This window comes from Yersinia pekkanenii (genome assembly GCF_001152565.1).
Classification (GTDB): domain Bacteria; phylum Pseudomonadota; class Gammaproteobacteria; order Enterobacterales; family Enterobacteriaceae; genus Yersinia; species Yersinia pekkanenii.
This window is the reverse complement of record NZ_CQAZ01000011.1, coordinates 42,211-64,912: the sequence shown is the minus strand read 5'-3', so window position 1 is coordinate 64,912 and position 22,702 is coordinate 42,211. Positions and strand designations below refer to the sequence as shown.

Genomic DNA, 22,702 nt, shown 5'->3' with positions numbered 1-22,702 from the left:
TATTCCAGTATTCAAGGGCAATAGGTTCAATAGCAACCGTTCTGTTTGAGCTACAAGAGTAGATTTATCTATTATGGTATCTTGCAATAGATTGATTAAAGCACACTGTTAGTCTGGTGGGTGATAAAACAAGGAGAGTCATGACTAAATGCGCAAAAATAGTGGGTTGGTGGTTATTAATCAGCGCAATTTCTCTGATGACATTATGGAAAACACTGCCGCAGTGGTTACCCAAAGTGGCACATTATTGGTTACCTGCCGGTAGTCAGATAACACTTTCCCGCCCTCCGGTTTGGCGTGATGGTGCTTTACGTATCGCGCAACTGAGTTATCTCGCACAAGATTGCACTCTGGCCAATATTAAGCAATTGAGCGTGGGTTACCACGAGGGCCGCTGGCAACTGAGGGCCGATAAGGTTGCGTTAGATACGGCTTGTTTCAGCCAGTTACCCGCCAATAGTGACAGTGCACCACAAAATTTAGCTCACTGGCAACAGCAGTTATCGGCGCTGAATCTGGATATTGATCATTTGCAGATGACACCCTGGCAACAATATGCCGGTAAACTGACACTCACATCACCTGACAAGAATAAACTGACTCAAGAATTACGTTATCAGGGCCAACAACTGAGCTTTGCGGCGACCCTTGATCAGAACCAGCAACTGAGTCTGCATCAATTCTCTATTGCGGTTCCCGGGACATCACAACCTTTCGAACTGAGCGGTAAAATTAAAATTCCACTGTCGTTGGATGGCTGGCCAGAACAGGGCGAGCTAAAGGGCCTATTAACCACCGGTTATCTGTCTAAATCGCTATTGCTGAATCTGAGTTGGCAGCAGCAGCAGGGCGTATTGACACTGGCTGAGCACGGTGATGACACTCCTCTTGCTCAGTTGCCGTGGCGTATTGTTTTAAACCGACATGTTTTAAACCGACATGTTTTAACCCAAAAGCCAGCGCTAAACCAAATCCAGATTGTTAACGGTCAGTGGCAATGGCCGTACGCCCAGCAACCGTTAAGGGGCGGTATTAATCTGACGTTATATGACTGGGATCAGGGGTTGGATCAGGCTGTGGTTGAAGCGCGGATTAATGTGATTACCGCAGGAAAAAGTGGCAAGGGCAATGCAGTCTTAACCCTCGGGCCGGGTAATCTGAGCGTGGTAAACAGCGATTTAAAATTTCAGCTTAGTGGGCAGGCTAATCTGGACAGCATGGTATTAAATGCCACTATTCCCGGCCGACTCAGTGGCTCGGTACTGAACCCAACCTGGCTATTGCACCCCGGCGCTTTACTGCGTGCGCATGGTAATGTGACGCCGGAATTGCGAATAAAAGATGCACGCTGGCCCCTGGCGGGGGTAAAAGTCACTGCCAATGGTGTTACCGGGCGTCTACAGGCCATTGTTGATGCACAGGACAGTTACTGGGGTGATTTTAATCTGCATCTTGATGGTCAGGCGCAAGATTTTTGGCCAGACAAAGGTCAGTGGCAGTGGCGTTATTGGGGCAGTGGTCACCTGCCGCCATTGGCTGCGGGTTGGGATATGGCGGGCAAGGGGCGCTGGCAAGGTACGCTGATAACACTGGATAAACTCTCGACTGGTTTTGATCATCTGCAATATGGTCTGGTTTTGGTCGAGGCACCCCGGCTGACATTGGTGAAACCTCTGACCTGGCAACGGGATAATCATCATCCGGCCTTTATTGCTGGTTTTGAACTGGGTGCTAAAAAAGTGTCATTTAGCGACGGCGGCGGTTATCTGCCGCCAGCGGTATTATCGCTGCAACTTAATGGTCGCGATCCAGAAAACTTCTTGTGGCAGGGGCAGTTACAGGCTGAGGCTATCGGGCCAATCCCGCTTAGTGGCCGTTGGGATGGTGAACGGCTACGTGGTGAAGGCTGGTGGCCTAAACAATCATTAACGGTATTCCAGCCGCTGATTTCACCAGAGCGGGGCATCAAGCTGCGTGATGGGGCGTTTTATGCTCAGGCGGCCTTCTCGGCGGCCCGCGAACAAGGGTTTACCGCGGGCGGGCACTGGGTGGTGAACAACGGGAGTATGTGGCTGAACGACGGCGAACTGAGCGGACTGGATTTTGTGATGTCATATCGCTTACAGGATCACCACTGGAAGCTGGGGGCTAAAGAGCCAGTAATGCTGCGCATTGCCTCGCTAACCAACTTGTTTGAAATGAAGAATATCACCGCCGATTTGCAAGGCACTTATCCGTATTCAGAGGATGCGCCGCTGACGTTAAGCCATGTTGGCATGGATATTCTGAACGGCCACCTTAGCTTGTCTGCCTTGCGATTGCCGCAACACGACGCGGCGGTACTGAAATTAAAAGCCATTGATTTGAGTGAGTTATTTACGGTATTACAACCGAAACAGTTTGCGATGTCAGGGAAAGTGAACGGTGAATTGCCACTTTATCTCAATAACCCACAGTGGCTGGTACGCAATGGTTGGATTGCCAACGATGGCAGGGTGACACTGCGTTTGGATCAAGACCTGGCAAACTCGATCAATGACAGTAATTTTGTCGCGGGTGCCGCCATCGACTGGCTGCGCTATATGGAAATTTACCAATCTTATGCCACAGTGGACTTGGATAATCTGGGTCAATTAACGCTACGTTCGAAGATCCATGGAGTGAATACTCAGAAAAACGGAAAACGGGAGATCGTGCTGAATTATCAACATCAGGAAAATGTGTTCCAACTCTGGCGCAGCTTACGTTTCGGTGACAATTTACAAGAGTGGTTGCAGCAAACACTTTCGTTACGACCGGCTATTCCATCACAATCGACTATTAGCTCACAACCTACCATTATTTTACAACCAAAAGCATCGGCGAGGACCAAGGAATGAAGATCTTGACAGGGGAACGTATGGCGATTGTTCTGAGTATTTTATTGCTCAGTGGCTGTATACGCCTTGAGGTGGCAACACCAGAAAAACCTATCACTATCAATATGAATGTTAAGATTGAGCATGAAATCCAGATCAAGGTTGATAAAGATGTGGAAAATTTGCTTAGAAATCAGTCCAATCTATTCTAAGGAGCCAGAATGAGAAAGCAAACGTCAGGCTGGTTGGGTGGCACTCAAGGATTGATTCGGGTAATGCTGGGTATGATATTGAGTGGTAGCCTGCTGTTCAGCGGCGGGGCTTTTGCTCTGACATTGGAACAGGCCCGGCAGCAAGGTCGGGTGGGCGAGACCCTGAGTGGTTATCTGGCTCCGGTGAAAAAAGATGCCGAAACACTGGCTTTGGTGGATCAAATCAATATTGCCAGAACTGAGAAGTATCAGGAAGTGGCACAGAAAAACCATATCTCAACCGAGGATGTTGCCAAATTAGCGGGGCAGAAGTTAGTTAATCGTGCGGCGGCGGGTGAATATGTGCGCGGTATTAATGGCCAATGGATGAAGCGCTGAAACAAAGGGGAAACAGGCCGTTCGGCCAGTAGCAGCCTGAGCCAAGGGTTCAGTTGCCCCTTGGCTCAGCGAAGACGCCTAGCGCCCCACTTGCAAACTGGCAGCAGCAGGAAGGTCGCTGATACTGTTGAGCGATTCTTGGCGGTAATAGGTATCCGCATGACCGGGTTGCTCCACTTTAACAATCAGGGTCAGCACGGCAGCAATCAGATACAGCGCGGTATAAACCCACACCACGCCAACGATATCGAAGAATGGCAACACCAGTGAGGCAATCGCCGGGGCGACAAAATTACTCAGGCCAGCAGACAGGTTATAAATCGAAATTGCCGCACCTTTGTGTTCCGGTTCCAATACGGGAAAAACGGCGGTCATTGGCACAAAGGCTGCCACCGTGATCCCCAACATCACCGCCGGTATCAGTGCTGCCCAGAAATTATGGCCGAAATAAACCGGGATATAATAGAATGCCAGGCTAGAAATGGCGCAACCGATACAACCAAACCAGCGTACCTGCCGCATCCAGCCAATTTTCTCGCCCAAAATCCCCCACATAATATTGGTGAAAATGGTCACGAAGAAGAACACCGCCCAAATTTGCAGCCATTCAGACAGGGTAAAGCCAAGTCGGCCAACAAACAGCAGGGGCATGATAACCGCAAAGCCAAACAGTGACAGGGTGTTAATGATACGGATCAGGCAAGCCAGGAAGATGTTTTTATTGGTAAATAAGAGAGTGACTGCCCGTGACAGCTCTTTAATTTTTTCTTTATTGGAGAGCGAGGCTTTAGGGCTGACGGTGCCGACATTGCGCAGCAGTATCAATGCCATCATGCCACCGGTCATGACCCAGACAATGGCGAACCACAAGGTACCGGTTTCGCCAATCATCGGAATGGTAACACTGGGCAAATAACTGCCTACCACGCCGATACCGACAGAATACATCGCCCAGAACCAGCCCATCGCAGAGGAAAGCTGCTGCTTTGGCACGTTTTGCACAATAAGCATAACAAACGAATAGATAAATAATGGATATGCGAGGCCACGGATACCGTAGAACAACAACATCAGTGGATAACTTTTCATGCCTAGCCCGAACAGCATAAACAGGCAGTGCATGACCACCCACAGGATAAAACCAATTCGCATGGCGCGTTGCGGCGTAATTATCTCGGCAACCACACCAGAGCTCCAGGCGGCAATGGCTGCTGCCAGTCCATAGAGCGTAAACACAAAGGCAGATTGCGCCGGGGAAAAACCCATATCGGTAATATGTTTGGATAAGAAGGCCATTTCAAAGCCATCGCCGCTCATAAAAATGGCAATAGCAATGTAACCCCAGAACAAATTCATCGGCAAACCAAACCAATGGGTAGGTTTCTTTTGCATCGTTTAGTCCTCTGGCGCTTGAACGCCGACTGGTTGAGCTGCTGGTAGGAGCAACTGATGGTAGGGACAGAGAAAAAAGGCGATATGCTCGCCTGGGCGTGTTATTTATTTATATTGTCAGGCAGTTATCGCGGCAGTGGATGAGATGGCTATTGACGTAACTGCCGCTGCTGTTGATAGAGCCGCCGGTAGCGTTCAAGTCGGGCAAATAAGACATCCTGTCGGTTAACATCAGGGATAAAACGCTGGTCAATGTGCGGCTTGCTGCAGACAAGTTGCTCATCTCCACCCGTCGCTAACCAGCCTAAACGAGCCGCACCTAAAGCCCCTCCGGCTTCACCACCACTGTGGGTAACAATTGGCAGGTTAAGGGTGTCCGCCATTAGCTGGCCCCACCACACACTGCGAGCGCCACCGCCAATCAAGGACGATTGAGCCAGCCTGGTTCCGGCCTGTTGTAATACCGCCAGACCATCAGCGATACCAAAAGTGACACCTTCCAGTACGGCATAGCCCAGCGCCGCCCGATCAGTGGCATGGGTCATGCCGTGGAAAGCACCGGTTGCCAGCGGGTCGTTATGCGGGGTGCGTTCGCCGGAAAGGTACGGCAGAAAAATAGGTGCCAGCCGCTGTTCTGCCCGGCTGAATTGGGCTACTTCAGACAATAGCGTGGTTTCATTGGTACCCAGCAGTTGGCACAACCAGCGCAATGCACTGGCGGCGGTTAACATCACACTCATCTGATGCCAGCGCTGTGGCAGGGCATGACAAAAAGCATGGACCGCAGATTGTGGATTAGGCCGATAGCAATCATTGACGGCAAACAATACGCCGGATGTGCCCAGAGAAATAAAACCATCTCCGGGATTTATAGCACCAATTCCCACGGCACTGGCCGCGTTATCACCCCCCCCGCCGGCAATCACCACCTTATCGGACAAGCCCCACTCACGGGCAATATCCGCCTTCAGATAACCACTTGGCGCATTACCTTCAACCAGGCGTGGCATCATATCGCGCGACAACCCACAGGCCGCCAGCAGAGAGTCTGACCAATCGCGCTTTGCCACATCCAGCCACAGCGTTCCGGCAGCATCAGACATGTCGCTGACCTTATCGCCACTCATCATCCAGCGCAGATAATCTTTAGGCAGCAGCACCGTAGCCAGTTGCGCAAAGATCTCCGGCTCATGACGGGCAACCCACAGCAGTTTCGGCGCAGTAAAACCCGGCATCGCCAGATTACCGGCAACCTGATGCAACTGCGGCGCATTGCGGGTCAGTTCTTCACACTCTTCGGCACAACGCGCGTCATTCCACAAAATGGCCGGACGCAGGATACGGTCTTCGCGACTCAGCAGCACTGCGCCGTGCATTTGACCAGAAAGGCCAATCGCGAGGATCTCCCCCCAGCGTTGCGGTATTTTATGGCGTAAGCGGCCAATCACCCGTTGTGTAGCCTGCCACCAGTCAGTGGGATGTTGCTCTGACCACAATGGGTGCGGGCGTTGCACGGTTAAGGGTTCACCTTCACTGGCCAGAATTTGCCCCTGGTCGTCAATCACCATGGCTTTAATTTCTGACGTCCCTAAATCAAGTCCAAGATACATAGCCATTCCTAGTCGATGATTAACGGTTAGCGGCAACCCAGGCATTTACCTGGTCAATAGATTGGCGTAATAGCTGTTCAAACTGGCGGTCACTGGCCAACGGACCAAACAGTTTGTTGTCACGGGCGTACCGACCGGCTGGATCGGTAGACTGGAACATGGCGTGGACAACCGATGAGTCCAGTATTCCATCCTGGTATTCATACGGCAGGGTGCCTTGGTGCCAGCGTTCCATAAAGACAAAGAATAGGGCGGGCAACATGGCGGTCGCTGCTGGGGTTTCGTCTCGCTGGTAGCACTCCATCAGCGTCGGGGTAATAAATCCGGGGATTTTAGAGAAACCGTCGGCGGCAACGCGTTGGTTAGTATCACGAATGTAGGGGTTACTGAAGCGATCCAGTACCACATCGCGGTAATTGGTCAGATCCAGTGGGCTAGGTGATAGCGACGGAATGACATCCTGAGTCACATAGTCATAAGCCATTTGGCGAATAGAGTCTGTTTGGGTACTTTCATGAATGTAACTCTGCCCAATCAGGCTTCCGGCCCAGGCAATACAGCTATGACTGGCATTGAGGATGCGGATTTTGGCTTCTTCATACGGCAGTACTGATGCCACCATCTCTACGCCGACATTTTCCAGTGCCGGGCGACCGGCGATAAAATCGTCTTCAATAACCCACTGAATGAAGGATTCCCCCATCACCGGCACCGCATCAGCAAAACCGGTTTGCTCCAGCACGCGGGGGGCGATGTCGTCAGAGGGGCGAGGGGTAATACGATCAACCATGGTATTCGGGCTACGGGTTTGCTCTGTGGCCCAACTCAGCAGGCTTTGTTGATCACGTAGGGCAAGAAACTCCAACAGGCAATGGCGGAAACGCTCACCGTTATGGCGCAGGTTATCGCAGTTCAGCAAGGTCACCGGGCCACTCTGCATTTGTTGCCGCTGTAGCAAAATACGACTGATAGCGCCGTAAATCGTCCGACAATCCCCTTTAAGGTCAGCCTGAATATCCGCGTTATCCTGTTGCAGGTTAAATTGGTTATCCAGATAGTAGCCGCCCTCGGTCACGGTAAAGGAGATAACACGGGTCTCCGGCTGGCTACCTTGCTCGACTAAATGGCTCAGTTCTTTATCCCATGGGATGATTTTTCGCAGTGAAGTAATTTTTTCATATTGCCGTTCACCCGCAGGAGTGACGGTTTCTAGCACGTATTCCCCATCCTGCGCCTGCAACGCGGCCAGTAAAGGGGCGGCGTCATCGCGAATATTGGCCAATGCAATGGACCAGCGGTTATCGCCCATGACCCGTAAACGATGCAGATACCAAGCCTGATGGGCGCGGTGGAAAGAGCCTGCACCAATATGTAACCATACGGCAGGGGGGGATTTTAGCTCAGTGTTCATCATGTGCTCCGCAATCATAGAATGCTTTAAAAGTAATCATTCCGAGCAAAGGCCCTTCAATTGAGCATTTGCCCTAATGAGGCTAGATTAATTTAACTTTTGCCCTTTAGTTGGGCTTTAGCTCACATAAATGACAGTGGAGATAAAAATCTGCCCAATAGCGGCGTAAAATGATTAACATTGCTATTTCATCCATAACTCCAGCGCAGATAACTCATGCATAAGAGTGATAAGAAATTAGATCAGGCGGCCAGAGCGGCCTGGATGTATTACGTCGCCGGGCAAACCCAGCATGAAATTGCGGATGCGCTGGGGGTTTCACGTCAGGTGGCACAGCGGCTGGTAGCGTGTGCGCTTGATAACGGGCTGGTCAGTGTCAGCATCACCCACCCGGTGGGGCGCTGTATGGCGTTGGCAGCGCGGTTGCAACAGCAATATGGTTTGCATCAATGCCAGGTGGTGCCCAGTCTGGGGATGGATAGCGCAGGCATTCAACGGGCTATTGCCGTGGTGGGGGCTGAAACCATGACACAATTTCTACGCCAAGAGCAGCCAATGGTGATTGGGGTGGGTTCCGGTCGCAGCCTGAAATCTGCCATTGATGAGCTACCTGATTTCGAGCGGCCTCAACACAGTTGTGTCTCGCTTATTGGGGCTATCGCCTCTGATGGCTCTTGTACTCGCTATGACGTTCCGCTGTGGATGGCAGAGAAAACGCAAGGGCGCTATTTTATTTTGCCCGCACCGCTGTTTGCGGATAGCGCGGCTGATCGCGACCTGTGGTGTAATCACCGTATTTACCGCACGGTCACTGAGAAAGCGGCCCAGGCCGATGTCACTTTTATCGGTATTGGCTCGATTGGTTATGATTGCCCGTTGCACCAAGATGGATTTATCTCTGAGCAAGATGTTGATGCACTGATAGCCGCAAATGTAGTGGCAGAAATACTGGGGCATTTTATTGATATCGACGGGCAGCGCGTTGCCTACGAGTTAGATCAGTGCTTAACCAGTGCCAGCCTGCGTATTCAACCAGAGAAGCCGGTAATTGCTATTGCCGGCGGCAAGGAGAAACATCAGGCAATCAAAGCGGCGCTCAGTGGCCATTGGGTGAATGGTTTGGTTACGGACGAAGAAAGTGCCATGTTGTTGCTGGCGGAATAGCGGCCGGTGGAATAAACGCAAAAAAGCGCGCCCGAAGGCGCGCAATTATTCGATGACACTATTGGGTAACGCGAGGGTAATACCCGGTCATTTCAGTCGCGCATTAACGAAGACACTCGGCGGTGCGCGTAAATGACTAATTAAGCGCTAACAACCTGAGCCAGTAATGCTTTGGCGTCCGACTGGGCTTTGGTCGCCACTTCAGGACCATAGGCAATGCCTTCTGCAAATACGAACTCAACATCGGTAATGCCGATAAAGCCCAGGAACAGACGCAGGTAAGGGACAACCAGGTCAGTTGGGGTATCTTTGTGGATGCCGCCACGGCTGGTCAGGATAATGGCACGTTTGCCGGTGACCAAGCCTTCAGGGCCTTTTTCGGTATAACGGAAAGTCACGCCAGCACGGGCAATCAAGTCAAAGTAGTTTTTCAACTGTGTCGGAATATTGAAGTTGTACATCGGTGCCGCCATCACTATCACGTCATTGGCTTGCAATTCAGCAATTAGCTCATCAGACAGTGCCAGCGCTTCTTGTTGACGCGGTGTCAGCGCGGCATCTGAAGGACGCAAAGCTCCCACCAGTTCGCCATCTAATACAGGGATCGGCTGAGCGGCCAGGTCACGTACCGTGATTTCATCGCCTGCGTGGGCTGCCTGCCATTGTTCAATAAAAAAATCAGCCAATTGGTTGGACTGTGAATAGTTTGCCAGAATACTTGATTTCAGAACCAGTACTTTGCTCATCGTAATTCCTTAACAGGTAACAGAGACTTAGGCGAGACGCCCTTTCGATGAGATACACTTTATTCATATTTTCCTATCAGTGATAGCGCAATATTTTGCGTTCTTTGTTCGATTTTATTGAATGAAGAGAGTCGGATAGGGAATACCCGCTGGGTTACGGCGCAAAGCGAGGCTGTGTTACCATATCAGGTAAGAATTTATATAATAAAAGCGATGGGTCACTTATCAATTTGACGTTGATGACATAAATATTGGCAGGTAACCAATTGATACTGATTAATAAAAAATATTGGCCAATCAGATCCATAGCATAAATCATTAGGCTGGCACCTTAGGTGGTAGCCGCATCGTAACAAGGAACACTGAACGTGAAATCTTCACTCGCAGCATTATCGACCCAACTCGGGGAGTTGATGCTCCGTGACCAACAACGCATGCGGCGTCGGCTGCAAGGCGCACGAAAAGTCAATAATCCAGAGTCTGTCGCGGCTATGACTCGCGAAATCGAAGCGGAAATAGCCACGGCTATGCAGCGGGTTAAGCAGCGTCGCGCTGCCTGTCCGGTGATCACTTATCCTGAAAACTTGCCGGTCAGCCAGAAGAAGCAAGATATCTATAATGCCATCCGCGACCATCAGGTGATTATTGTCGCAGGTGAAACCGGCTCGGGTAAAACCACCCAGTTACCGAAAATTTGTCTCGAACTGGGGCGCGGGGTGAAAGGGGTGATAGGTCATACCCAGCCACGCCGTTTGGCGGCACGTACCGTGGCTAATCGTATTGCGGATGAACTGGATACCTCCCTTGGCGGTTGCGTCGGTTATAAAGTGCGTTTTCACGATCAGGTCGGTGAGAACACGCTGGTTAAATTGATGACCGACGGTATTCTGCTGGCTGAAATTCAGCAGGATCGCCTGTTGATGCAATATGACACCTTGATTATTGATGAGGCGCATGAACGCAGCCTTAATATTGATTTCATTTTGGGTTATTTACGTGAGTTATTGCCAAAACGCCCTGACCTGAAAGTCATTATTACTTCGGCAACCATAGATCCGCAGCGCTTCTCCCAGCATTTCAATAATGCGCCTATTATCGAAGTTTCTGGTCGTACCTATCCGGTGGATGTTCGCTATCGTCCAATAGTCGATGATGCCGACGATGTAGAACGGGATCAGCTACAAGCCATTTTTGATGCGGTTGATGAATTGAGCCATGAAAGCCCCGGCGATATTCTGATCTTTATGAGTGGTGAACGTGAGATCCGTGACACCGCCGATGCGCTGATGAAACAAAACCTGCCGCATACCGAAGTGCTGCCACTCTATGCCCGTTTATCTAACAGCGAGCAAAATAGGGTGTTCCAGTCTCATCACGGGCGGCGCATTGTATTAGCGACCAACGTGGCAGAGACCTCGTTAACCGTGCCCGGTATTAAGTATGTTATCGATCCCGGCACGGCACGTATCAGCCGTTATAGCTTCCGCACTAAGGTGCAGCGCTTGCCGATTGAACCGGTCTCTCAAGCCTCAGCCAATCAGCGTAAGGGCCGCTGTGGGCGGGTATCGGATGGTATCTGTATTCGTCTTTATTCGGAGCAGGATTTCCTCTCCCGCCCTGAATTTACCGATCCGGAAATTTTACGCACCAATCTGGCGTCCGTCATTCTGCAAATGACGTCACTGGGTTTGGGGGATATTGCCGCATTCCCGTTTGTGGAAGCGCCGGATAAACGCAATATTCAAGATGGTGTTCGGCTGTTAGAAGAGCTGGGTGCGATACAAACTGCTGATAATGGCCATCAACAACTGACGCCATTAGGCCGCCAACTGGCTCAATTGCCGGTTGATCCCCGCATGGCTCGCATGGTACTGGAAGCGCAAAAAAGCGGCAGCGTAAGAGAATTGATGATTATCACCTCGGCGTTATCCATTCAAGATCCGCGTGAACGTCCAATGGATAAACAGCAAGCCTCGGATGAAAAACACCGCCGTTTTGCCGATAAAGACTCAGATTTCATGGCGTTTGTTAACTTATGGGATTACCTGAAAGAACAGCAAAAAGAGCTGTCATCGGCACAGTTCCGCAAGTTATGTCGTAGCGATTTTCTGAACTATCTGCGCGTGCGTGAATGGCAGGATATCTACACTCAATTGCGTCAGGTGGTAAAAGAGCTGGGTATTCCGGTTAATAGTGTTGCTGCGGATTATCGCAGTGTACATAGCGCAATATTGAGCGGCTTGTTATCCCATATTGGGCAAAAAGATGTTGAGAAGCAGGAATATACTGGTGCTCGTAATGCGCGATTTGCCATCTTCCCTGGTTCCGGTTTATTCAAAAAACCACCGAAATGGAGCATGGTGGCTGAGTTGGTTGAAACCAGCCGCTTGTGGGGTCGCATCGCGGCACGCATTGAGCCGGAGTGGATTGAACCTTTGGCTCAGCACCTGGTAAAACACCATTATAGCGATCCGCATTGGGAGAAAGCGCAAGGGGCCGTGATGGCCAGTGAGAAAGTCACTTTATTTGGCTTACCCATTGTCGCTGAACGTAAAATCAATTATGGGCCGATTGATCCGCCACTGTGCCGCGAACTGTTTATCCGTCATGGGTTAGTGGAGGGCGATTGGCAAACCCGCCACGCCTTCTTTCGTGCCAATCTCAAATTATTGACCGAAGTTGAGGAGTTGGAACACAAATCGCGTCGGCGCGATATTCTGGTGGATGATGAGACGCTGTTTAACTTCTATGATCAGCGGATTGGTCGTGATGTTATTTCAGCTCGCCATTTTGATAGCTGGTGGAAAAAAACCAGCCAGACGCAGCCGGAATTGCTGAATTTTGAAAAAGCGATGCTGATCAAAGATGGCGCTGACAAAGTTAACCCGCTGGATTATCCAAACTTTTGGTATCAGGGTTCACTCAAATTACGGCTTTCCTATCAATTTGAACCGGGTACTGACGCTGATGGGGTTACGGTACATATACCCTTGCCGATTTTGAATCAGGTTCAGGAACAGGGCTTTGATTGGCAGATCCCCGGGGTCCGTCGTGAACGGGTCATCGCACTGATCAAATCATTACCTAAGCCTGTGCGGCGTAATTTTGTACCCGCGCCCAACTATGCCGAGGCTTTCCTGGCGCGGGCGACACCATTGGAAACGAGTTTGCTGGATGCATTGGAGCGTGAGTTAAGGCGCATGACTGGCGTGACAGTGTCACGTGAAAGTTGGCAATGGGACCAGGTTCCTGATCATCTAAAAATAACCTTCCGGGTGCTGGATGATAAAAACCGCACCCTGCGTGAAGGCAAAGATCTTGCCGCTCTGAAGTTACAGTTACAACAGAAAGTGCAAGAAACACTCTCTGCGGTTGCCGATGACGGTATTGAACAAAATGACTTACATATCTGGAGTTTTGGCGATCTGCCGGTGTGCTATGAACAGCGCCGTGGCGGATACGAAGTTAAAGCGTATCCGGCACTGGTGGATGAAAAAGACCGTGTTGCGATCCGTTTATTTGATACCGAAATCCAGCAACAACAGGCTATGTGGCAAGGTACCCGGCGTTTATTACTGTTGAACATTCCTTCACCCATTAAGTACTTACATGAAAAATTGCCGAACAAATCCAAGCTGGGGCTTTATTTCAATACTTATGGCAAAGTAATGGATCTGATTGATGATTGCATTGCCTGTGGTGTGGATAAATTGATCGCGCAACACGGTGGCCCAGTATGGCAACAGGCAGATTTTGCCCGGCTACAGGAAAAGGTTCGTGCCGAGCTGAATGACACCGTGGTTGATATTGCCAAGCAAGTCGAACAAATCCTAACCACAGTATTCAGTATTAATAAGCGACTGAAAGGCCGGATAGATATCTCAATGGCACTCGCTCTTTCGGATATCAAAGCACAATTAGCAGGTCTAATTTATCGTGGTTTCGTGACCAATAATGGCTGGAAACGGTTACCGGATACTTTGCGTTATTTGCAAGCGATTGAGCGCCGGTTGGAAAAACTGGCAATGGACCCTCACCGTGATCGCGCACAAATGCTACGAATTGAACACGTTCAACAAATGTGGCAGCAATGGCTCAATAAATTGCCGCCAAAACGTCAGCAAGATGAAGAGGTTAAAGAAGTCCGCTGGATGATTGAAGAACTGCGTGTGAGCTTATTTGCGCAACAATTAGGGACGGCATATCCTATTTCTGACAAGCGTATTTTACAAACGATCGAACAGCTTTCTGTTTGATTAATATCATTCCGCGCCCAAAGCATGGTTGATTTGGGCGCGGGATCTGTCGCAGGCTAAACTCCTCTCTGAATGAAATTAAAACATCATTATCTATATGATTTATCTATTTTTATATAAAAATTCAGCATGCAATCGATGAAACAAGCCAACCTTAGTGCGAAGCATTTCGAGAATTACTAATTAACTGTCTCATATAGCGGTGGTGTTATTGCATCGTCTCTTCAACTACAGGTATATCTGCTCTGGAAATCTGACGGATTGTTCAAAGTTTGTCTGATTGTGGGTCACCATATTTGATTACCGTTGGTGAGTTTGATAGAGTTTTTCCGGAGCAGGGATTGCTTATGTATAAGATTAGTTTGTTGAGATTAGCGCAGCGAGAGTTGTTTAAATTACCCGTAGGTATTCAGGCGGTATTAATTAAAGCTATCGATGAGCTAGAAGCTTATGGTCACGAGCTGAGGGAGCCGGAGGTTCGGGATATTGGGCGGGGATTAAAAGAGTTGCGGGTCAGCGCGAAAGAAGGAATAGGGCGTGGTTTTTTCTTCTACCATGCTGATCAGCAAGTTTATATCATTCATATTGTACAGAAGAAGACGCAAAAAACCCCAAGACGAACACTGATGTTGGCCTATCAGCGTATGAAGGAACTCAAACGGAGATTGCAGCCATGAAAAAACAAGATGATTTCGACATTATTCCTTTTTCTGAGGTTAAAGCGGCAGCCTTAAATCATCCTCAGGTAAAAGAAGCCTACTCAGACTTGCAGATTCGGCAAGCCATGATGACGGAACTCAAAGCGGCCCGTCAGCAATGTAATCTGACACAAAAAGAGGTTGCTCGGCGGGCGGGGCTGAAAAAACAAAATATTAGCCGTATGGAAAAAGGTATTATCTCGCCTAACCTCACTACCTTGAGCCGATATGCCGCTGCATTAGACGGGACTTTTGTTTTTCAATTTAATCAAAAGCCCCATTGAGCAATTAAGGAATAGTGGATATTAGTTATGCCACTCAGTGCATTATTGCCTTTACATGATCACTTGGCGGCTGTATTAGCAAGCGTTTTTAACCGGTCTTTAATGGCAGTTACCGCTAAGGCCCGGTTATCTGCAAGGTAGCGATCTTTGGCGGCAGGGGCTGAGCTTTGAATGGCAATCAAAGACCATTCCTTGCCATTCTTTAGTAGCAAGGGCGATCCACTATCACCGGGCAAGGTATCACACTGGTGTGAAAGCACACCTTGTTGCGCCCATCCTGTAATCAGACAGTCTTCATCGCGGTATAACGTTTCAAGATGATCGAGAGGATAACCCGCTTGAGTTATTTTACGATTAACCCGTTTAAGCACCTGGGTCAGTTCAGTAGCGGTTCCATCCCAAAGAGGTAAGGGTTTGATGGGAATAGACTTAGTATTAGTTAATCGAATGAGTGCAAAATCATAGGCTGCCGCAGCGGGGGGGACTATCCAACCATCACCATCTGGTTTGAGTTTCTTACCCAATTTGGCATCTACCAGTGTTTCCAGACGGGTAATCTGGTACTTCCAATGACCATCATGAGAAATAAATCGCAAGGTAACAGCACGGTCAATCTTACCCGGAGGAGCCAGTACGCAATGGCCAGCAGTTAGCGCCAGGCGAGGGGAAATCAACGTTGCGGTACAAAGATTGCCACTCGCGGTTTCAACTTGTCCGATGGCTTGCCATGGCCAGAGAGAACTATTACTTATCGCTGTGCGGTCATCTTTTCCGAAGAACAATGTGGTTTGATCCGCAATACTGCGGTCATCATCCAGCTTGTCAGTTGGCGCTAGGGCTAAAGCCGCAGAGATAGAAAGTGGCAACAGACTCAATAATAACAATGAAGATAAACGCATAAATAATTAGCCTTGCCTTTATTTACCGACTAAGAGGTTATTCATTAACACACCTGAGACCTGCTCATCTCAGGCTCTGCTATTGCTAACTATAGACATAATTAGTCATGCTGCGTGTTGTCAGTAATTGATTTTTAGATAATTTAGAGCGGCAGGTACCACTTGTTCTATAAATAAAAAAATAATGTGATCAGACCGCAAATAACGAATGTAGCCAAAGTGATTTCAAATAAATAACGGCGCAGCATTATCAGCACTCCTGATAAAAAACACCCGGTAAACCGGGTGTTGAGTGAATCCGCTGTTGCAGGTCAACCGGGAACAGCCAGAGTCTGCTTTCTCGAGTTAAATGCTGCTGCTATTTTGCGGCGGGTACCACCGCCGGAGCCGATTTACTGTGTGTTACTTTTTTATGGTGTTTTTTGGCAGCTTGCGCTTTTTGTACTGGAGCGGCTTTATCCATTTTTTTCATCGAATGAGATTTTGCCGGTTTTTTGGCTTTTTTATGATGCATGGTTTTAGCCGGAGCACTATGAGCCACTGGCGCTGTAGCCGTTGGTGCAGCAGGAGGGGCTACATTATCGGCAGCCATTGCAACAGAAGTCATACCCAAGGTTGCAGCCACAATCAGAGCTAATACTGTTTTCATAATTTATTCCTCAGAGTTCTGTTTGTCTATCGGCCCCGTTGGGTCGTTGTAATGAGAATAGAGGAAATAATTACAGGCTTCCGTGAGTCATTGGTTTCGGTTTGTAACCGATTGTACAGGGGCGATTATTTAAAAAGACAACCCAGGCCCATGGTGTTTAGTTACAACATACAATATGTTTTATACAACAATATCATTACCATGGAACAACCTAGTTGTTTGATATTATGGCATAATTTATGCTTAGCAATATAAAAAGCCCAACCACAAAATCGAAGATTGGGCCAGAGCGTTAGTCGGGTAAATTACAAATAGCGGCGCTCTAAATGCTGGCGGAAATATCGAGGATTAAGTGTTTCACCGGTAGCTTTAGTCATCAATTCTGCGGTTGGGTAGCGGCTACCATGCTGCCAGATATTCTGTTGTAACCAGTTGAAGAGGGCGCTGAGATCGCCATTGGCGATACTCTTATCTAACCCTGGTATTGCATCACGGGCAGTTTGGAATAGTTGCGCGGCATACATTGCACCTAATGTATAGGTTGGGAAATAGCCAAAAGCGCCATCAGTCCAATGGATATCTTGCATACATCCATTACGATAATTACCTTCAGTATTTATCCCGAGGTATTGCTGCATTTTCTCATTCCACAAGGCAGGTATATCATCAACTTCGATTTCGCCACCGATCAACGCTTTTTCAATTTCATAACGTAATATGACATGGGCTGGATAGCTAACTTCATCGGCATCAACCCGGATAAAGCCCGTTTTAACCCGTTGATTCAGTGCAATAAAGTTTTGTTCTGCCAGTGCAGGCTGTTCACCAAATTGCTGTACCACCAGTGGGCGAATCACTTGCAGGAATTCATTGCTACGTGCTAATTGCATTTCAAACAGCAAGCTTTGGGACTCATGAATGGCGGTTGAACGTGCATGTGATATTGGCTGGCCCAACCATTCAGGTGGCAAGTTTTGCTCATAACGCGCATGGCCTGTTTCATGCACGATCCCCATTAACGCGCTGAGAAACTCTTGCTCATTATAACGGGTGGTAATACGGACATCTTGAGGCACGCCTCCGCAGAAGGGGTGCACACTAACATCGACCCGCCCGCCATCGAAGTCAAAACCGAGGGTTTTCATCACACTTAGCCCAAGTTGACGCTGTTTTTCTAGCTCAAATGGCCCTTGTGGGATCAGGCAGGTTTCATTAGCTTGTTTGGCGGTCACTTGTTGTAATAGTGCTGGCAGCCATTGCTTTAGATCACCAAAGATACGATCCAAATCGGCACTATTGGTACCAGGTTCATATAAATTCAGCAATGCGTCATAACCAGAGGTACCGGCGGCCTTTGCGCGAATTGACGCTTCTTCACGGCTTAATTTGACCACTTCCCGCAGATTTTCTGCAAAGCCATTCCAGTCGTTAGCGATACGCTGTTGTCGCCAGGCATGTTCACACCGGGCACCTGCGAGTGATTTAGCTTCCACCAGAGCTTCCGGCAGTAAGATTGCATTATCATAATGACGACGCATTTCACGTAGGTTTGCTTGTTCAACCTCATTCAGCGTTTCTTGCTCAGCGTGTTTCAGCCATTCGCCCACGGCTTTGGCCGTTAGAATCTGATGCTGTAGCACGTTTAGCTCTGCCATCGCTTCTGAGCGGGCAAGGTTACCTTTCGGCGGCATCATGGTTTGCATATCCCAGCCAGCAATAGCCGACAGGTGCTCAAAGCGGGCAAGACGAGTAAAAGTAGTGTGCAGGTGGTGATAAGCAGTGGTCATAGAAACACTCCAGAGTAAAAGTTAGCGCTTAATCTTGGTCAGCAGACAGTGAGTACAGATTTTTTACTGGCCAGCAAAAGCGGAAGCTGACCCCCCCTAATGAACTGGCATCGACGGAGATCTCCCCCTGATAAGCCAGAGCGATGGAGTGAACAATCGCCAAACCCAGCCCACAACCGCCAGTGGCTCGATCGCGGCTTGGATCCAGACGGACGAAAGGCTCAAAAACCCGTGCGCGTTCTTCTAACGGTATTCCTGGCCCGTCATCTTCAACTTGTAAACAAGCGTTGTCACCATCAAACCACAGCCCGATGCGCAGCCGTTTAGTGGAATAGCGCAGAGCGTTATTGACCAGATTATCCAATACTCGTTCCATCAGGCGTAGATCAACCACACCAAAGTCACCACGATGAGGGATATCCAGCTCTATTTCACGTTCGTTATGAATTAAGCGCATATCCATGACTTTTGCTGTTAACCAGGCGGGTAAGTCTATCGGCTCCAGATTGAGGGAGACTTGCGGGCGGTCTAATCGGGCATAGGTCAGCAACTCATCGATCAGTGCTTCCAATTGGCCGATATCACGATTTAAAGCCTGCTGTTCACTTTCAGTCAGGTTATCGCTCATTGCTAAACGATAACGTAAACGGACCAGCGGGGTGCGTAGCTCATGTGCAATGCCATCAATTAGCAGCTTTTTGCTGACAATCAAGGTATTGATATTATCGGCCATTTGATTAAAGGCCACACCTAAGCGACTTAAACTGGAGGTGGGATCAAAATGCGTTCGCTCCTCAAGGTAACCGGCCCCCAGCCTTTGGGCCGCATTTTCCAGTTTTAGGAGATCTTTCCAGTGAGGCCGCATCCACAAGAATACCGGTAGCGCTAAAGACAGGCCAATCAGAATTAATAAGGCCAAATCAAGCAGCCGCATCTGATGCAAATAGAACAAGTAGGGGACCGGACCCACCGCGAGAACATAGTGGCTGCGTGGAATGCGTTGCAGGAAGGTATATTCATCATCTAAGGCTATAATTTCGCCTGCTCGCAGGCGTTTATTCAAACGCTCACCAAGATCCCGCTTATCGAGAGGTTCTATATGTAATTGAAAAGAAAGGTTTAAATCTAATGTAGCAATGGTTTTATTCCAATCTTTTAAGGGGATTTCCCGCAACTCACTGCGCATCAATGACAGCGAGCTTTTCATCAAGTCATCTAATGATTGCCGACCGGCACGCTCTGCGGTGACTTTATAAACCAGTCCAACCAGCATCGCCATCACCATAAAGCAGACGAACAACAATAAGAAAAACTGAATGAATAACTTCCTCATTGCTGCACCGACTCCCAGGCATTGGGTGCAAACAAATAACCTTTATTTCGCACGGTTTTGATGCGGAAAGGCTCAAGAGTATTGTCATAGAGTTTGCGGCGCAAACGCGAAATGGCAACGTCTATGCTACGATCCATGCCGTCATAGCTGACACCACGCAAATTTTTCAATAGCGCTTCACGATCCATTATTATTCCTGCATGGGTGGCCAACTCCCACAGCAAATCAAAATCAGAGGTGGATAAGGTTATCTCTTCATCACTAAGATTGACTTGTCGGTTTACCGGATCGATACACAGTAAGCCGAAGTGAATAGCATTATGGCCCGTCATCGTCGGGCTGATGATTTCTTTATTTTGCTGTTGGTTGTGCTGGCGTAGATGTAACCGTAAGCGGGCTAACAGTACGGCGGGCGGCGTGGTTTTGAGAATATAGTCATTTGCCCCCATCTCAAGGGACAGAATATGGTTCATATCACTGTCCAATGAGGTCAGTAACACAATTGGCCCCGCATAAACGGGCCGCAAGTCACGACACAGTGTCATGCCATCTTTTCCAGGCAACATGATGTCGAGCAACACCAAATCCGGTTGTTGTTGTTCAATAACCGCTTGTGCCGTGTCGCCGCGCGGTTCCACAAAGACATCAATGTCATGCTTGCCAAGATAGGCTGCAATCAGTTTCCCGACTTCCGGGTCGTCTTCCACAAAAACAATTTTTGTCATGTTTTTCAGTTTATCAAGTTCCAGAACTCAGCATAGCGCGCTGTTGCTAGCAATACTATGCACGTTAGTTATTCTATTTGTTATTAATGCTGATGACTGATAGCTAGACAACCAGCAAACCATTTCATTATATTAATAAAAGTAATTGTATCGTCATCTCTATTTAGTTACGCCTATCGTTTATATAGCAGTACCTACGATTAATGAATAGCTGTATCGATCAACTGAGGGCTGAGGGATGAGTGGCGAGCACATCGGTGCGCCTGCGCACAGTAAAAAAGTCTACTTCGATTACACCGGTTTTTTAGCAGCATCATGCAAAAAACGCTGGAGTTTCATTGATGCGATTTATGGTGTTATGCCAATTTTTGGGATGGTCGTAAAATTACAAACTGAATTGGAGAAGACGCCGCAGGAGCGACTTACCGCCCTGGCACTACAGGTTTTATCAACTCAACTTAGCGATGAAATTAACATTATTCGATTGATTCGATTAGCCGACCAACAAGGTATTACGGTGTTAGATATCCAACTGCCTTATCCTTTGGAAACCACCCAACTTGGTAAGATTAAGCAAAAATTTCCAGCTTCAGTAGGGATAAGCCAAAAGGGGGAATGTTTATCTGTGGATTTAGCGGGAACAGAAAATAGTTAGCCACTGATTGGGTTATTCCCCTCCCGTGGTAGAAGGAGAGGAGTTTATCGCAGAAAGGGGATGTATGTTATGAGGCTATAGCTGATTTAAGTCGCAGTTAACATGAACCAAAACTCGCGCTGATGGCGAGCTATTACATATGGCCAAGTGAATTTTAATAAAAACAATGAGTTGTCTTATTAAAATACATTTTCGCTCCGCTGGTCCTCGAACCCTTTACTGGACTCAATGCTCAGCTAATGCATAGCCAACCAGCTTGCTGGGATGGTGGCAATTAATACCAGGCAAATAGCCACTCGTTCCACCGTATTCAGCAGCTTAAGACCTTCATGCCCTTTGCGCGCATAAATAAATACCAGTAATCCGGGAGCATACAAAAGAACGGATAACAACAGATACACCAATCCAGCAGCATAAATCAGCCACAAGCCATACAGGCAAGCTCCACTGGCGGCAACAATCAAACGCCAGTCCTGACGTTTTAAAGCGACTTTAAATAAGAAAGCCCCCACCAAGAAGTAGGGTACCAGAATCATTTCTGATGCAATTGTAAGCAAGGTATTGTAGTTACTGCCTGTCAGCCAGATGAGGATCAACGCCACTTGTACTGCACAGTTGGTTAACCACAGTGATTGCGCAGGGGCATTATTTTTATTCTGATGTCGGAATATTTTAGGGAACGCGCCATGTTTAGCCGCAACCATGGGCACTTCAGCCGCCATAATGGTCCAGCTAAGATAAGCACCGCAAACAGAAATAATCAGCCCGGTTGCAATGATGACTTCGCCCCAAGGCCCTATCATCTCTACCATAATGCCGGCCATTGACGGGTTACGCATACCCGCCAATTCAGCGCGTGGCACTACGCCGAGAGACAATAAGGTAATCAGCAAATAAACGCAGAGGGCAGAAAGTACGGCAAGCATGGTCGCCCGACCGACATCTTTCTTATTACGCGCCCGAGCGGAAACAACTACCGCACCTTCCACACCAATAAAGACCCACAATGTAATCAGCATGGTGTCCTTTACTTGCTGCCATACTGGGGTATGCAGGGCTACACCATTAAAGTCAAAGCTGAAGGTATCCAGGCTGAATGCCAGCCCGGCCAATACAATAAAGCCGCCGATGGGTAACAGTTTTGCCAGTGTTGCGGCCAGATTAATGCTGGCGGCAGTCTGCACGCCACGCAATACCAGTGCATGAACCATCCATAGCAGGAAGGAAGCGCCCAATAGCGCCTGCCAGGTATTGCCCTCGCCAAAGATAATGCGACCCGACTTATCGGTAAAAAAGCTTAATGCGGCAAAAACAATCACTAAATACGACACGTTCGCGATGACCGCGCACAGCCAGTAACCCCATGCGGAGAAAAAGCCGATAAGATCACCAAAACCTTCTTTGGCATAGGTGAATATTCCCCCATCCAGATCCGGGCGTAAACGTGTCAGCAGTAACATGGCAAACGCCAGGAAAATGATCCCCACGCCGGTAATACTCCAGCCAATAAGCAATGCCGCTGGGCTGGCAACTTCAGCCATGTTTTGTGGCAGACTGAAGACACCCGCTCCTAGCATAGAGCTTAGCACCAGTGCGGTTAGCGCAGTCAGGCCGAGTTTTCTTTCCAATGATAGATCCTGGTTTT

The 22,702-nt window shown here is 48.6% G+C and carries 18 protein-coding genes; 8 read left to right on the top strand and 10 right to left on the bottom strand.

Annotated elements, in window-relative coordinates; genetic code table 11:
- Positions 1 to 140: 140 nt before the first annotated feature.
- From AEP37_RS07450 to AEP37_RS07440, 3 genes are read left to right on the top strand one after another with little or no spacing between them, the layout of a single operon-like run.
- Positions 141 to 2,879, top strand: coding sequence for a YdbH family protein (locus AEP37_RS07450; RefSeq protein WP_049611996.1), 2,739 nt, complete (start codon positions 141 to 143; stop codon positions 2,877 to 2,879).
- Positions 2,876 to 3,070 carry a YnbE family lipoprotein gene (locus tag AEP37_RS07445; protein WP_049611994.1) on the top strand — a complete coding sequence of 65 codons (195 nt, stop codon included), beginning with the start codon at positions 2,876 to 2,878 and terminating at the stop codon, positions 3,068 to 3,070. Before AEP37_RS07450 ends, AEP37_RS07445 begins: the two co-directional genes overlap by 4 nt.
- Before the next feature lie 9 nt (positions 3,071 to 3,079).
- A complete protein-coding gene (locus tag AEP37_RS07440; protein ID WP_049611992.1) occupies positions 3,080 to 3,448 on the top strand; it encodes a YdbL family protein in 369 nt (122 codons plus the stop codon).
- A gap of 78 nt (positions 3,449 to 3,526) precedes the next feature.
- Here AEP37_RS07440 and AEP37_RS07435 read toward each other — a convergent pair whose 3' ends face one another.
- From AEP37_RS07435 to dalD, 3 genes are all read right to left on the bottom strand, one after another.
- Positions 3,527 to 4,840, bottom strand: coding sequence for an MFS transporter (locus AEP37_RS07435; RefSeq protein ID WP_049611989.1), 1,314 nt, complete (start codon positions 4,838 to 4,840; stop codon positions 3,527 to 3,529).
- 149 nt (positions 4,841 to 4,989) lie between these two features.
- The gene (xylB, locus tag AEP37_RS07430) at positions 4,990 to 6,450 is read right to left on the bottom strand and encodes a xylulokinase (RefSeq protein ID WP_049611987.1); all 1,461 of its coding nucleotides are present in this window, start codon (positions 6,448 to 6,450) and stop codon (positions 4,990 to 4,992) included.
- Between the two features lie 19 nt (positions 6,451 to 6,469).
- The gene (gene dalD, locus AEP37_RS07425) at positions 6,470 to 7,861 is read right to left on the bottom strand and encodes a D-arabinitol 4-dehydrogenase (protein ID WP_049611986.1); all 1,392 of its coding nucleotides are present in this window, start codon (positions 7,859 to 7,861) and stop codon (positions 6,470 to 6,472) included.
- Between the two features lie 216 nt (positions 7,862 to 8,077).
- Between dalD and AEP37_RS07420 the strand changes: the two genes are divergently transcribed.
- Positions 8,078 to 9,025 (top strand): sugar-binding transcriptional regulator, encoded by a 948-nt coding sequence (locus AEP37_RS07420; RefSeq protein ID WP_049611984.1) that lies wholly within the window; start codon positions 8,078 to 8,080, stop codon positions 9,023 to 9,025.
- Positions 9,026 to 9,165: 140 nt separating this feature from the next.
- Here AEP37_RS07420 and azoR read toward each other — a convergent pair whose 3' ends face one another.
- Positions 9,166 to 9,771 (bottom strand): FMN-dependent NADH-azoreductase, encoded by a 606-nt coding sequence (gene azoR / locus AEP37_RS07415; RefSeq protein WP_049611982.1) that lies wholly within the window; start codon positions 9,769 to 9,771, stop codon positions 9,166 to 9,168.
- Between the two features lie 368 nt (positions 9,772 to 10,139).
- Here azoR and hrpA point away from each other — a divergent pair, with 368 nt between their 5' ends.
- The 3 genes from hrpA (at position 10,140) to AEP37_RS07400 (ending at position 15,009) form a co-directional block, all read left to right on the top strand.
- A complete protein-coding gene (gene hrpA, locus AEP37_RS07410) occupies positions 10,140 to 14,027 on the top strand; it encodes an ATP-dependent RNA helicase HrpA (RefSeq protein WP_072086260.1) in 3,888 nt (1,295 codons plus the stop codon).
- A 347-nt stretch (positions 14,028 to 14,374) separates the two neighbouring features.
- The gene (locus AEP37_RS07405; RefSeq protein WP_049611980.1) at positions 14,375 to 14,704 is read left to right on the top strand and encodes a type II toxin-antitoxin system RelE/ParE family toxin; all 330 of its coding nucleotides are present in this window, start codon (positions 14,375 to 14,377) and stop codon (positions 14,702 to 14,704) included.
- Positions 14,701 to 15,009 (top strand): helix-turn-helix domain-containing protein, encoded by a 309-nt coding sequence (locus tag AEP37_RS07400; RefSeq protein WP_049611978.1) that lies wholly within the window; start codon positions 14,701 to 14,703, stop codon positions 15,007 to 15,009. Before AEP37_RS07405 ends, AEP37_RS07400 begins: the two co-directional genes overlap by 4 nt.
- Before the next feature lie 59 nt (positions 15,010 to 15,068).
- Here AEP37_RS07400 and AEP37_RS07395 read toward each other — a convergent pair whose 3' ends face one another.
- From AEP37_RS07395 to rstA, 5 genes are all read right to left on the bottom strand, one after another.
- Positions 15,069 to 15,908, bottom strand: coding sequence for a trypsin-like serine peptidase (locus tag AEP37_RS07395; RefSeq protein ID WP_049611976.1), 840 nt, complete (start codon positions 15,906 to 15,908; stop codon positions 15,069 to 15,071).
- 358 nt (positions 15,909 to 16,266) lie between these two features.
- The gene (asr, locus tag AEP37_RS07390; RefSeq protein ID WP_049611974.1) at positions 16,267 to 16,557 is read right to left on the bottom strand and encodes an acid resistance repetitive basic protein Asr; all 291 of its coding nucleotides are present in this window, start codon (positions 16,555 to 16,557) and stop codon (positions 16,267 to 16,269) included.
- A 305-nt stretch (positions 16,558 to 16,862) separates the two neighbouring features.
- Complete coding sequence (locus AEP37_RS07385) at positions 16,863 to 18,344, bottom strand: carboxypeptidase M32 (protein ID WP_049611972.1); 1,482 nt, start codon at positions 18,342 to 18,344, stop codon at positions 16,863 to 16,865.
- 28 nt (positions 18,345 to 18,372) lie between these two features.
- Positions 18,373 to 19,677, bottom strand: coding sequence for a two-component system sensor histidine kinase RstB (gene rstB / locus AEP37_RS07380; protein ID WP_049611971.1), 1,305 nt, complete (start codon positions 19,675 to 19,677; stop codon positions 18,373 to 18,375).
- Entirely contained in the window at positions 19,674 to 20,402 is a 729-nt protein-coding gene (rstA, locus tag AEP37_RS07375; RefSeq protein ID WP_049611970.1) for a two-component system response regulator RstA, read from the bottom strand. The genes rstB and rstA overlap by 4 nt, the downstream gene beginning before the upstream one ends.
- 238 nt (positions 20,403 to 20,640) lie before the next feature.
- Between rstA and AEP37_RS07370 the strand changes: the two genes are divergently transcribed.
- Positions 20,641 to 21,057 (top strand): hypothetical protein, encoded by a 417-nt coding sequence (locus AEP37_RS07370; RefSeq protein ID WP_049611968.1) that lies wholly within the window; start codon positions 20,641 to 20,643, stop codon positions 21,055 to 21,057.
- 236 nt (positions 21,058 to 21,293) lie between these two features.
- Here the strand turns inward: AEP37_RS07370 and AEP37_RS07365 are convergent, their stop codons facing one another.
- The gene (locus AEP37_RS07365) at positions 21,294 to 22,685 is read right to left on the bottom strand and encodes an amino acid permease (protein ID WP_049611967.1); all 1,392 of its coding nucleotides are present in this window, start codon (positions 22,683 to 22,685) and stop codon (positions 21,294 to 21,296) included.
- Between the last annotated feature and the right edge of the window lie 17 nt (positions 22,686 to 22,702).